Below are 13,458 nucleotides of genomic sequence, written 5' to 3' on the forward strand. Positions count from 1 at the left end.
GGGATTCCGATGCAGGTGGGGGAAGCAGGAGGGGAAAGCCGAGGGGGCCCGGTCCACGGACCAGGCCCCCTCGTATTGTCCGGTCATCCGGTGACCGGACGGCTCAGAAGAACACCCCGCACCGCAGCAGCACGTTCGCGTACGGCCGGGCCTCGCCGGTGCGTACGACCAGGCGCGCGCCGCGGGACAGCTCCTTCAGCCGTTCGTGCGGGACCAGGGCGAGGTCCGGGAAGCGGCCTTCCAGCAGTGCGCGGTTGGTGCCACGCACCTCCTCGGCCGCCGTGGCTCCCTCCACCACCAGCTCCGCCAGCAGGCCGTCCAGGACCTCCGCGAACGACGGGACCCCGGCGCGGAACGCCAGGTCCACCACGCGTGGCCCGTCCGGTATCGGCATGCCCGCGTCGCACACCAGCACCTCGTCGGTGTGGCCGAGTTCGGCCAGCGCGCCCGAGAGGTGACGGTTGAGGATGCCCGCCTTCTTCACAGCGATCCACCTCGCCCGGAAGCGTCGGGTGCGCTGCCCGACTCCTGGCCGGGGGTCCGGCCCGCCGCGAAGCGGCCGTCGGATGCGGTGGCCCCCGGGTCAGCACAGCACAGGGCGTCGACCTCCTCCGCCGTCGGGTACGACTCCTGCGCGCCCCGTTTGGTCACGGCCGCCGCGCCGACCCGGGCCGCGTAGGCCGCCGCCTCCGCCAGGGACGCCCCGGAGCCCAGCCGCCAGGCCAGGGCGGCGGTGAACGCGTCGCCCGCGCCCGTGGTGTCCACGGCCTCCACCTTCACGGACGGCACCCGGGTCGCGCCCTCGGCGGACGCCACCAGCGCGCCCTCGGCGCCCAGGGTGACGACCACCGAACGCGGGCCGTGGGCGAGCAGGGCCCGCGCCCAGTCCTCCGGGCTGTCGCCCGCCTCCTCGCCGCCCAGGATCACCTTCGCCTCGTGCTCGTTGACGATCAGCGGATCGCAGGCCCGGAGCAGTTCCTCGGGCAGCGGGCGCGGCGGCGAGGGGTTCAGGACGAAACGGCTGCCGGGCGCCAGGTTCCGTACCGCCTCCACCACCGTCTCCAGCGGGATCTCCAGCTGCGCCGAGACCACCCGGGAGGCCCGCAGCAGCCCGGCCGCCGCCCGGACGTCCTCGGGTGTGAGCCGGCCGTTGGCGCCCGGCGAGACCACGATGCTGTTGTCCCCGGACGGGTCCACCGTGATCAGCGCGACACCGGTCGGCGCGCCGCCGACCAGCACGCCGACCGGGTCGACACCGGCCGCGCGCTGCGAGTCGAGCAGCAGCCGGCCGTGCGCGTCGTCGCCGACCCGGGCCAGCAGGGCCGTACGGGCCCCGAGACGGGCGGCGGCCACCGCCTGGTTGGCGCCCTTGCCGCCGGGGTGGACGGCCAGGTCCGAGCCGAGCACCGTCTCCCCGGCCGCGGGCCGCCGCTCGACGCCGATCACCAGGTCGGCGTTGGCCGACCCCACGACCAGGAGGTCGTAGTCGTACATGTGTCTCCTCACACAGGGCCCGCCCCCGCGCCGGGGGCGGGCCGCCGGGTCAGCCGCTGAAGCCGGCCACGTTCTCCTTCGTTACCACCTTCACCGGCACCTTCACCGTCGACTCGACCTTCTTGCCCTGGACCGCCTTCAGCGCGTTGTCCACGGCGATCCGGCCCAGCTGGCTCGGCTGCTGTGCCACGGAGGCGTAGAGCGTGCCGTTCTTCACGGCGGTCAGGCCGTCCGGGGTGCCGTCGAAACCGACGACCTGCACCGACTTGCCGGCCTTCGAGCCCAGCGCCTTGACCGCGCCGAGCGCCATCTCGTCGTTGGCGGCGATCACGCCCTGCACGTCGGGGTGGGCCTGCAGCAGGTTGGACATCACGTCCAGGCCCTTGGTGCGGTCGAAGTCGGCGGGCTGCTGGGCCACGACCTTGATGCCCGGGTAGGCCTTGAGGCCCTGGGCGAAGCCGGCGGCGCGCTCGCGGGCGGCGGAGGTGCCCGCCTGGCCCTGGAGGATCACGATCTTCCCCTTGCCGCCGAGCTTCTCGCCGATGGTCTTGGCCGCCAGCTCGCCGCCGGCCACGTTGTCGGAGGCGACCAGGGCGTCCGTCTTCGCGTTGTTGACGCCTCGGTCGACGGCGATCACCGGGATGCTCGCCTTGTCAGCGGCCTTGACCGAGTTGCTCGCGGCGTCGGAGTCCACCGGGTTGACGATGATCGCGCCGAGGTCCGAACTGGTGAAGTTCTGGAGCTGGTTGGCCTGCTGGGAGGCGTCGTTCTGGGCGTCGGTGACGGTCAGGTCGATGCCGAGCTTCTTGGCCTCGGCCTGCGCGCCGGACCTGATCTGCACGAAGAACGGGTTGTTCAGCGTGGACAGGGACAGGCCCATCTTCGGGGTGGTGGAGCCGGAGCCGGTGTGCAGCAGGGAGGTCGCGGCCACCACTGCCACGGTGACCGCGGCCGCCAGCCCGTACGTCGCCGCCTGCTTGCCCTTGCCGCCGCCGCTGCCCGTGCCCGCGGCCGGCGCGGTCGCCCCGGCCTTGCGGCGCACGGTGTCCAGCAGCACGGCCAGCGCGATCACGACACCGATGACGACCTGCTGCCAGAAGGCGGACACCGACAGCAGGTTGAGGCCGTTGCGCAGCACCGCGAGGATCAGCGCGCCGATGAGCGTCCCCGAGGCCTTGCCGGTGCCGCCCGCCAGCGAGGCGCCGCCGATGACGACCGCGGCGATCGCGTCCAGCTCGTAGCCGTTGGCGGCCTGCGGCTGAGCGGAGGACAGCCGGGCGGCGAGCACGATGCCCGCGGCGGCGGCGAACAGACCGGACAGCGCGTAGATCGCGAGCTTCTGCTTCTTGACCTTCAGACCCGACAGGCGGGCCGCCTCCTCGTTGCCGCCGATCGCGTACATCGAGCGGCCGATGTAGGTCCGGCCCAGCACGAACGCCGTGATCAGGCCCATGACGAGCATGACCAGCACGGGCACCGGCAGCCAGCCGCCGAGGGTGTCACCGAGGTGCGAGACGGAGTCGGGCAGAGCGATCGGGGAGCCCTGGGAGATGACCAGGGACAGGCCGCGGCCCACCGACAGCATGGCCAGCGTCGCGATGAACGGCGGCAGCTTGCCGTAGGAGATCAGGATGCCGTTGACCAGGCCGCAGGCGATGCCGGTGGCGACGGCCAGGACGACGGCGAGGGCGACCGGGATCCCGGCCGAGGTGGCGCTCCAGGCCAGCACGGTGGCCGACAGCGCCGCCACCGAACCGACGGACAGGTCGATGCCCGCGGAGACGATGACGAAGGTGACACCGAAGGCGAGGATGGCGGTCACGGCCGCCTGGACGCCGATGTTGAGCAGGTTGTCCGTCGTCAGGAAGTCGCCGGACAGCGCCGACAGCGCGATGACGAGGACGATGAGCGCGGTGAGCGCGCCGTTGTCGAGCAGCAGGCGGCGCAGGCCGCCCGAGGCGCCACCCGCGCCCGTCGTGCTCTTGAGCGTGTCAGTGGCCACGGGAGGTCTCCGTTCCGGTCGTGGACGTGGTGGGGGTCGTGGTGGTCGTGGGGGTGCTGACGGCGAGGGCCATCACGGCGTCCTGGGTGGCCTGGTCGGCGGGGAGTTCGCCCGCGATCCGGCCCTGGGCCATCACCAGCACCCGGTCGCTCATGCCGAGCACCTCGGGCAGATCGCTGGAGATCATCAGGACGGCGGCTCCGGCGGCCGTCAGTTCGTTGATGAGCTGGTAGATCTCGACCTTGGCGCCGACGTCGATGCCGCGCGTCGGCTCGTCGAGGATGAGCACCTTGGTGTCGGCCAGCAGCCACTTGCCGATGACGACCTTCTGCTGGTTGCCGCCGGACAGGGTGCGCACGTGCTGGCCGAGGCCGGCCATCCGGACGCCCAGCTGCCCGGCGATCCGCTCGGCCGCCTCGTGCTGACCCTTGAGGTCGACGAGGCCCGCGCGGGTGGCCGACCGGAGGGTGACGAGCCCGAGGTTCTCCTCGACGGAGGCGTCCAGGACCAGGCCCTGGCCCTTGCGGTCCTCGGGCACGAGCCCGATCCCGGCCGCCATGGCCGCGGTCACGTCGTGGCGCCTGAGCCGGGCGCCCGCGACCTTCACGGCTCCCTTGTCGTAGGGGTCGGCGCCGAACACCGCGCGGACCACCTCCGTACGGCCGGCGCCCACCAGGCCCGCGATGCCGACGACCTCGCCGGCGTGCACCTGGAAGCTGACGTCGTGGAAGACGCCGTCCCGGGTGAGTCCCTCGACGGTCAGCAGCGCGGGACCGGTCTCGGGGCGCTCGCGCGGGTACTGCTGCTCGATGGAGCGGCCCACCATGAGCCGTACGAGCTCGTCCTCGGGCGTGGACGCGGGCACCTGGCCCACGCTGCGGCCGTCGCGGATGACCGTGACCCGGTCGCCGAGGGCGGCGATCTCCTCCAGGTGGTGCGTGATGAACACGACCCCGACGCCGTCCGCGCGCAGTGCGCGCACGATCGAGAAGAGCTTGTCGACCTCCTCGGAGGTGAGCACGGCGGTCGGCTCGTCCATGATCAGCACGCGGGCGTCGAGGCTGAGCGCCTTGGCGATCTCCACCATCTGAAGGCGGGCGATGCCGAGGTCCCGTACACGCGCGCGGGGCGACACGTTCACGCCGACGCGCTCCAGGAGGACGGCGGCGTCGGCCTCCATGCGCTTGCGGTCGATCATCCCGTAGCGGCGCGGCTGGCGGCCCAGGAAGATGTTCTCGGCGACCGTCAGATCGGGGACCAGGTTGAACTCCTGGTAGATGGTGGCGATCCCGAGGCGTTCGGAGTCCTGGGCGCCCTGGATGCGCACCTCCTCGCCGCCGACCAGGATCCGTCCGGCGTCGGGGGTGTAGGCGCCGGAGAGCATCTTGATCAGGGTGCTCTTGCCCGCGCCGTTCTCACCGAGCAGCACGTGCACCTCACCGCGGCGCAGGTCGAAGTCGACGCCGTCCAGCGCGATCACGCCCGGGAAGGTCTTGCGGATGCCCTCGATGCGCAGCAACTCGTCCGGGTTGCTCACGGCTTGCTCCTGTTCGTTGCGGGGGGCTCGCCGCACGAGCGGCGTACGACGAGACGGGCGGGGAGGGTGACGGACCGGGGGGTGCGGCCCTCGATGCGGTCGACCAGGGCCCGTACGGCGGCACGCCCCAGTGCGCCGGTGGGCTGGGCGACGGCGGTGATCGGCGGATCGGTGTGCACGAACCACGGGATGTCGTCGAACGCGGCGAGCGCGATGTCGTCGGGCACCCGCAGCCCGCGCGCGCGGATCGCGTCCAGCGCGCCGAGCGCCATCAGGTTGTCGGCGGCGAAGACGACCTCGGGCGGCTCGGGCAGGTCGAGGAAGCCCTCGGTGACCCGCCGGCCGCTCTCGGCCTGGAAGTCGCCCTGGCCGGTGTAGGCGTCGGGGAGGGGGATGTCGTAGTCGGCCAGCGCCGCGCGGAAGACGTCCACGCGCTCGCGGCCGGTGGTGGTGGCCGCGGGCCCCGCGATGATCGCCAGCCGCCGGTGCCCGAGCGCGTACAGGTGCGCGACCAGGTCCCGCACGGCCGACTGCCCGTCCGCCCGGACGACCGGCACGTCCACGCCCTTGATCCAGCGGTCGACGAACACCATCGGGGTCCCCGCGCGCGCGGCGTCCAGCATCAGCGGGGAGCCGCCGTCGGTGGGGGAGACCAGCAGGCCGTCGATCCGGCGGTCGAGGAGGGTGCGGACGTGGTGGTCCTGGAGGTCGGGCCGCTCGTCGGCGTTGCCGATGATCACGCTGTAGCCGAGCGCGCGGGCCTCCTCCTCGACGGAGCGGGCCAGTTCGGTGAAGTACGGGTTGAGTACGTCGCTGATGACCAGGCCGAGGGTGCGGGTGGTGTCGGTGCGCAGGGACCGGGCGACGGCGTTCGGGCGGTAGCCCAGCGTCGCGACGGCGGCCAGCACACGGGTGCGCGCCTCGGGGCTCACCGACGGGTGGTCGTTCAGGACGCGCGAGACCGTGGCGACGGACAGGCCCGCCTCGGCGGCGACGTCCTTGATGCTCGCCATCGTCGTTCCACCTCCTCGTGGAATCGATTACACGGAGGATTGGAAACGATTACACGGTCGGAAACAAGCCCCTGAGACCGGATCGTGATGAAGTTGTCCACAGGCGGGGCGCTCGTCGTCCACCGCCGGGGGTGCCCGTCGTCCACAGGCGGACCGCGCTGTCGTACCCGGGCGGTAACGTCGGATCATGTCCAATCAGGCAGCCGGTGCCCGGGCGGCGGGGGCGGGGGAGCGGCGGACGGCCGTGCTCGAAGCCGTGCTGGAGCGCGTCACGTACGTCAACGAGGACAACGGCTACACGGTCGCCCGGGTCGACACCGGCCGCGGCGGCGGCGATCTGCTCACGGTGGTCGGCGCGCTGCTCGGCGCCCAGGTCGGCGAGTCCCTGCGCATGGAGGGCCGCTGGGGCTCCCACCCGCAGTACGGCAAGCAGTTCCTGGTCGAGAACTACACGACGGTCCTGCCGGCCACCGTCCAGGGCATCCGCCGCTACCTTGGCTCGGGTCTGGTCAAGGGCATCGGCCCGGTCTTCGCCGACCGCATCACCCAGCACTTCGGCCTGGACACCCTGAAGATCATCGAGGAGGAGCCGGGGCGGCTCATCGAGGTCCCCGGCCTCGGCCCCAAGCGGACGAAGAAGATCGCCGACGCCTGGGAGGAGCAGAAGGCGATCAAGGAGGTCATGCTCTTCCTCCAGACCGTCGAGGTCTCCACGTCGATCGCGGTGCGCATCTACAAGAAGTACGGCGACGCCTCCATCTCCGTGGTGAAGAACCAGCCCTACCGGCTGGCCGCCGACGTCTGGGGCATCGGCTTCCTCACCGCCGACCGGATCGCCCGGTCCGTCGGCATCCCGCACGACAGCCCGGAGCGCGTCAAGGCGGGCCTGCAGTACGCGCTGTCGCAGTCCGCCGACCAGGGGCACTGCTTCCTGCCGGAGGAGCGGCTGATCGCGGACGCCGTCAAGCTGCTCCAGGTCGACACCGGTCTGGTCATCGAGTGCCTGGCCGAACTGGCGGAGCCGGGCGAGGACGGCGAGGACCCCGGTGTCGTGCGCGAGAAGGTCCCCGCCGCCGACGGCGGCGAACCGGTCACCGCCGTCTACCTGGTCCCCTTCCACCGCGCCGAACTCTCCCTGTCCGCCCAGCTGCTGCGCCTGCTGCGCACCGACGCCGACCGGATGCCGGCCTTCCGGGACGTCGCCTGGGACAAGGCCCTGGGCTGGCTCAGGGGGCGTACGGGGGCGGACCTCGCCCCCGAGCAGGAGGCGGCCGTGAGGCTGGCGCTGACCGAGAAGGTGGCCGTGCTCACCGGCGGCCCCGGCTGCGGCAAGTCGTTCACCGTGCGCTCCGTCGTGGAGCTGGCCCGGGCCAAGAAGGCGAAGGTCGTGCTGGCCGCGCCCACCGGGCGGGCCGCCAAGCGCCTGTCCGAGCTCACGGGCGCGGAGGCCTCCACCGTCCACCGTCTGCTGGAGCTCAAGCCCGGAGGGGACGCGGCCTACGACCGGGACCGACCGCTGGATGCCGATCTGGTGGTCGTCGACGAGGCTTCCATGCTGGACCTGCTGCTGGCCAACAAGCTGGTCAAGGCGGTGCCGCCGGGGGCCCATCTGCTGTTCGTCGGGGACGTCGACCAGTTGCCCAGCGTCGGCGCCGGCGAGGTCCTCAGGGACCTGCTGGCCGACGGCGGTCCCGTTCCCGCCGTGCGCCTGACGCGGGTGTTCCGCCAGGCCCAGCAGTCGGGCGTGGTGACCAACGCGCACCGGATCAACTCCGGGCAGCACCCGGTCACCGACGGCATGAAGGACTTCTTCCTCTTCGTCGAGGACGACACCGAGGAGGCGGGCCGGCTCACCGTGGACGTGGCGGCCCGCCGGATCCCGTCCCGGTTCGGGCTCGACCCGCGCCGGGACGTGCAGGTGCTGGCGCCCATGCACCGCGGCCCGGCCGGCGCCGGCACGCTCAACGGCCTGCTCCAGCAGGCCATCACCCCCGGCCGGCCCGATCTGCCCGAAAAACGGTTCGGCGGAAGGGTTTTCCGCGTCGGCGACAAGGTCACCCAGATCCGCAACAATTACGAGAAAGGGAAGAACGGTGTCTTCAACGGCACCGTGGGCGTGGTCACCTCGCTCGACCCGGTCGACCAGCGCCTGACGGTACTGACGGACGAGGACGAGGAGGTTCCGTACGAATTCGACGAACTGGACGAACTGGCGCACGCGTACGCGGTCACCATCCACCGTTCACAGGGAAGTGAATATCCCGCCGTGGTGATCCCTGTCACCACCGGCGCCTGGATGATGCTGCAGCGAAACCTGCTGTACACGGCGGTGACACGGGCCAAGAAGCTGGTCGTCCTCGTCGGTTCGCGCAAGGCGATCGGCCAGGCGGTGCGCACGGTCTCGGCGGGCCGGCGCTGCACGGCCCTGGACTTCCGGCTCGCGGGATCCTGACCGGTTCGGACCGGGCCCTGACCGGCCCGAAGACCCCCGACCGTCCGGGCGTCGGCCCGGGCACCAACAAAAATGATCGATCAAACGAGTCGCAAAGGTCACAGAGCACTTCCCGTCACCGGATCGAGGGGGCAGGATGAGCAGGTTGACGGCACTGAGTGCCGCCAATAGGCCCAATGGTCGACCCCGAGTGCACTCTCCTGAGCCAAATGGGGGATGGTAGAGACAGTCAGGGCACCTCGAAGATGAGGCACTACGTCGGTGAGGGAAGACGTGAGCGACAACTCTGTAGTACTGCGGTACGACGGCGGCGAGTACACCTACCCGGTGGTCGACAGCACCGTCGGCGACAAGGGCTTCGACATCGGGAAGCTCCGCACCCAGACCGGTCTGGTGACACTCGACAGCGGCTACGGCAACACCGCGGCCTATAAATCCGCCATCACCTACCTCGACGGCGAGCAGGGCATCCTCCGGTACCGCGGCTACCCGATCGAGCAGCTGGCCGAGCGCTCCACCTTCCTGGAGGTGGCCTACCTGCTGATCAACGGTGAGCTGCCGACCGTCGACGAGCTCAGCTCCTTCAAGAACGAAATCACGCGGCACACCCTGCTGCACGAGGACGTCAAGAACTTCTACAAGGGCTTCCCGCGCGACGCCCACCCGATGGCGATGCTGTCGTCGGTCGTCTCCGCGCTGTCCACCTTCTACCAGGACAGCCACAACCCGTTCGACGAGACGCAGCGCAACCTCTCCACCATCCGGCTGCTCGCCAAGCTTCCGACGATCGCGGCCTACGCGTACAAGAAGTCGATCGGTCACCCGTTCGTCTACCCGCGTAACGACCTCGGCTACGTCGAGAACTTCCTGCGCATGACCTTCTCGGTCCCCGCCCAGGAGTTCGAGCTGGACCCGGTCGTCGTCTCCGCGCTGGACAAGCTGCTGATCCTGCACGCCGACCACGAGCAGAACTGCTCGACCTCCACGGTCCGCCTGGTCGGCTCCTCGCAGGCCAACATGTTCGCGTCCATCTCGGCCGGCATCAACGCCCTGTGGGGCCCGCTGCACGGCGGCGCCAACCAGTCCGTCCTGGAGATGCTGGAGGGCATCCGCGACTCCGGCTCCGACGTCGACACCTTCATCCGCAAGGTGAAGAACAAGGAGGACGGCGTCCGCCTGATGGGCTTCGGCCACCGGGTCTACAAGAACTTCGACCCGCGCGCCAAGATCATCAAGGCCGCCGCGCACGACGTGCTCTCGGCTCTGGGCAAGGAGGACGAGCTCCTCGACATCGCCCTGAAGCTGGAGGAGCACGCCCTCTCCGACGACTACTTCGTCGAGCGCAAGCTCTACCCGAACGTCGACTTCTACACCGGCCTGATCTACCGGGCCATGGGCTTCCCGACCGAGATGTTCACGGTCCTGTTCGCCCTGGGCCGCCTGCCGGGCTGGATCGCCCAGTGGCACGAGATGATCAAGGAGCCGGGCTCCCGCATCGGCCGCCCGCGCCAGATCTACACGGGTGTGGTGGAGCGGGACTTCGTTCCGGTCGAGGAGCGCTGACACCTGGCCGGTGAGGGGCGCCGCTCGGGTGGTGCTCCTTGGTGACTGTTGCCCTCGGCTGCGGTGGCGGGCCGGTTTCCTGGGTGTGGCCGGCGGCTTCGGGTGGCCGGGGGTCCGGGGGGTGTCCCCCGGGTCGGCACGGCCACGGGTGTGGTGGAGCGGGACTTCGTTCCGGTCGAGGAGCGCTGACACCTGGCCGGTGAGGGGCGCCGCTCGGGCGGTGCTCCTTGGTGACTGTGGTTCCGTTCCCCGCTTGAGCGGCACTGCACATCTCGACCAACTGAGGTTCTCCCCTCCAGCGGCGAGTGAGCCGGAGGGGCGCGTCGGTGTCGAGGGCGATGGGGTCCCCCCGCGCGAGCGGATTCGAGCGTGGGGGAGCACGGAGGTCCGAAGGGCCGAGCGCGGTCGTCGTCTCGACACCGGCTGTGGCGCCCCGGAGGCGAACCGAGCCAAAAACAAAAGCGGAAGGCGCCCCGGTGCGCCGGTCCCCCCACGGGCCGGCGGCCAGGGCGCCTTCCCGTGTCCCGGTGCGGATTCCCCCCACGGGATCCGGCCGGGCGTCTGTGAGAACCAGCGCCTGAACCGCTGTGAGCCCGGCGAGCAGAACTCGCCGTCCCCCTAGCACTGCCGTACGGCCGCGTGTACGGCCGCACGGACGTGCGATCTGCCGGGACAGCGCACGCCCGGGAGGGCCGCTCAAAGCTTCCCGGTGTACGTGCCCCGGCAACGCATCTCTGAGGAAGTCCCCCAAGACATCCCCAGATGTCAGTCGGCGCCCCCCAAGACGCCTTCCTGACATCGCCAACTTAGACCTTCGAACCCCTTAGATGGTTACGTTCACATCACTGTGATCTGTGTCTCTTGCCTATGTCCCCATAGGTGCGCAAGAGGCCTGGTATGGCGATCGAGGCCCAAGCGTAAAGATGATGCGCGAGCCTTGTGAAGAGCTTATGTGAGGAGTGCGTCGGACTCTAGGGGGACTCTTACTTCGGTCCCGAGTACTTCCGGTTCAACGGAACGTCCGCAGCCGCAGACTGTTCGTCACCACGAACACCGAGGAGAACGCCATCGCCGCCCCCGCGATCATCGGGTTGAGCAGCCCCGCGGCGGCCAGCGGCAGAGCGGCCACGTTGTAGCCGAACGCCCACACCAGGTTCCCCTTGATCGTGGCCAGCGTCCGCCGGGAGAGCCGGATCGCGTCCGCGGCCACCCGCAGGTCCCCGCGCACCAGGGTCAGGTCGCCCGCCTCGATGGCGGCGTCCGTGCCGGTGCCCATCGCCAGGCCCAGGTCGGCGGTGGCCAGTGCGGCCGCGTCGTTGACGCCGTCGCCGACCATGGCCACGGTCCGCCCCTCGGCCCGCAGCCGCTCGACCGCCGCGACCTTGTCCTCGGGCAGTACCTCGGCGACCACGTCGCCGGGGTCGATCCCGACCGTCCGCGCCACCGACTCGGCGACCGCGCGGTTGTCGCCGGTCAGCAGCACCGGCCGCAGCCCCAGCGCGCGCAGCTGCCGTACCGCATCGGCGCTGGTCTCCTTGACCGTGTCCGCCACGGCCACGACACCGCGTGCCATCCCGTCCCAGCCGACCACGACGGCCGTACGGCCCTCCGCCTCGGCCTCGCCGCGGGCCCGGGCCACCTCGTCGGGCAGTTCCCCGAGTTCCTCGATCAGCCGCCCCACCACGATGTCATGGCCGTCCACATGCCCACGCACGCCCCGTCCGGGAACGTTCTCGAACCGCTCGACGGGGGGCAGCGGGCCGACGCGTTCCTCGGCGCCGGCCGCGATCGCCCGGGCGACCGGGTGTTCGGAGGCGTGCTCCAGGGCGCCCGCGAGCCGCAGCAGCTCCTTCTCGTCGGTGCCTTCCTCGGCGTGGACCGCCTGGAGGGTCATCCGGCCGGTGGTGACCGTCCCCGTCTTGTCCAGCACGATCGTGTCGACGCGGCGGGTGGACTCCAGCACCTCGGGACCCTTGATCAGGATGCCGAGCTGGGCGCCCCGGCCCGTGCCGACCATCAGCGCGGTCGGCGTGGCCAGACCCAGGGCGCACGGGCAGGCGATGATCAGCACCGCGACGGCGGCGGTGAACGAGGCCGTGACGTCACCGGTGGTGAACAGCCAGGTCAGCAGGGTGCCGACGGCGATGAGGAGGACGATCGGCACGAACACCGCCGAGATCCGGTCGGCCAGCCGCTGCACCTGTGCCTTGCCGTTCTGCGCGTCCTCGACCAGCTTCGCCATCCGCGCGAGCTGGGTGTCGGCGCCGACCCGGGTGGCCTCGACGACCAGCCGGCCGCCGGCGTTGACGGTGGCGCCGGTGACCGTGCTGCCGGGCGCCACGTCCACCGGCACCGACTCGCCGGTCAGCATCGAGGCGTCGACCGCCGAGGCGCCCTCCACGACCGTGCCGTCGGTGGCGATCTTCTCGCCGGGCCGGACGACGAAGCGGTCGCCGACGGCCAGTTCGGACACCGGGACCCGGATCTCCCGGCCGCCCCGGAGCACGGCCACGTCCTTCGCGCCCAGCTCCAGCAGCGCCCGCAGTGCGGCACCCGCCCGCCGCTTGGAGCGTGCCTCCAGATAGCGGCCGAGGAGGATGAACGCCACGACTCCGGAGGCGACCTCGAGGTAGATCGTGGAGGCCGCGTCCATCCGGGAGACGGTGAGACGGAACTCGTCGTGCATGCCGGGCATGCCCGCGTCGCCGAGGAACAGCGCCCACAGCGACCAGCCGAACGCGGCCAGCGTGCCGACCGAGACCAGCGTGTCCATGGTGGCGGCGCCGTGCCGGGCGTTGGTGAGGGCCGCCCGGTGGAAGGGCAGGCCACCCCAGACCACGACCGGCGCGGCGAGCGTCAGCGCGAGCCACTGCCAGTTGTCGAACTGCAGGGGCGGGACCATGGACAGCAGGATCACCGGTACGGCGAGCAGCGCGGAGACGACCAGCCGCTGCCGCAGGGCGGTCGCCTCGGAGTCCGAGGCGACCGCCGGCTCGGCCTCCCGCGTGGCGGGTGCCGGGTCCGGCGGCGGTGGCTCCTCGGCGGTGTACCCCGTCTTCACGACGGTGTCGATCAGGTCGGACACCTGTACCCCCCGGGGGTAGATGACCCTGGCCTTCTCCGTCGCGAAGTTCACCGTCGCGGTGACGCCGTCCATGCGGTTGAGCTTCTTCTCCACGCGGGCCGCGCAGGAGGCGCAGGTCATCCCGCCGATGAGCAGCTCCACCTGGGACACCGGGGTGTCAGGCGTGCCAGTCTGTGCGCTGGTCTGTACGCCGGTCTTCGTGGATGCCGCCGGTGCCGCTGACGCGGCCGACGCCGCCGTGCCGCTGCCGGTGGTGGTGCTGGTGACGCTGGTCATGTCCGTACTCCAGAGAACGGACCGGACCGCACGGAG

Annotated in this window: 8 protein-coding genes; 2 read left to right on the top strand and 6 right to left on the bottom strand. The window is 71.2% G+C overall.

Translation table 11 applies throughout. From position 1 onward, the window contains the following. Window positions 1-103: 103 nt before the first annotated feature. From rbsD to IE318_RS30160, 5 genes are read right to left on the bottom strand one after another with little or no spacing between them, the layout of a single operon-like run. A complete protein-coding gene (gene rbsD / locus IE318_RS30140) occupies window positions 104-484 on the bottom strand; it encodes a D-ribose pyranase (RefSeq protein ID WP_189905415.1) in 381 nt (126 codons plus the stop codon). Next, complete coding sequence (locus tag IE318_RS30145; protein ID WP_189905417.1) at window positions 481-1,494, bottom strand: ribokinase; 1,014 nt, start codon at window positions 1,492-1,494, stop codon at window positions 481-483. The genes rbsD and IE318_RS30145 overlap by 4 nt, the downstream gene beginning before the upstream one ends. Window positions 1,495-1,543: 49 nt before the next feature. Then, a complete protein-coding gene (locus tag IE318_RS30150) occupies window positions 1,544-3,496 on the bottom strand; it encodes an ABC transporter permease/substrate-binding protein (protein ID WP_189905419.1) in 1,953 nt (650 codons plus the stop codon). After that, on the bottom strand, window positions 3,486-5,033 hold the full coding sequence (locus tag IE318_RS30155; RefSeq protein ID WP_189905421.1) for a sugar ABC transporter ATP-binding protein: 1,548 nt from the start codon (window positions 5,031-5,033) through the stop codon (window positions 3,486-3,488). Before IE318_RS30155 ends, IE318_RS30150 begins: the two co-directional genes overlap by 11 nt. Beyond that, window positions 5,030-6,046: a LacI family DNA-binding transcriptional regulator gene (locus tag IE318_RS30160; RefSeq protein WP_189905423.1), complete on the bottom strand. Its 1,017-nt coding sequence runs from the start codon at window positions 6,044-6,046 to the stop codon at window positions 5,030-5,032. The genes IE318_RS30155 and IE318_RS30160 overlap by 4 nt, the downstream gene beginning before the upstream one ends. 187 nt (window positions 6,047-6,233) lie before the next feature. On the opposite strand from IE318_RS30160, the gene recD2 reads away from it, so the two are divergent. After that, entirely contained in the window at window positions 6,234-8,498 is a 2,265-nt protein-coding gene (gene recD2, locus IE318_RS30165) for an SF1B family DNA helicase RecD2 (protein WP_189905425.1), read from the top strand. A gap of 273 nt (window positions 8,499-8,771) precedes the next feature. Then, window positions 8,772-10,061: a citrate synthase gene (locus tag IE318_RS30170; protein WP_030170952.1), complete on the top strand. Its 1,290-nt coding sequence runs from the start codon at window positions 8,772-8,774 to the stop codon at window positions 10,059-10,061. 1,009 nt (window positions 10,062-11,070) lie between these two features. Here the strand turns inward: IE318_RS30170 and IE318_RS30175 are convergent. Continuing rightward, window positions 11,071-13,422: a heavy metal translocating P-type ATPase gene (locus IE318_RS30175; protein WP_229903832.1), complete on the bottom strand. Its 2,352-nt coding sequence runs from the start codon at window positions 13,420-13,422 to the stop codon at window positions 11,071-11,073. Window positions 13,423-13,458: the final 36 nt, after the last annotated feature.

This window comes from Streptomyces spiralis (assembly GCF_014654675.1).
GTDB lineage: Bacteria > Actinomycetota > Actinomycetes > Streptomycetales > Streptomycetaceae > Streptomyces > Streptomyces spiralis.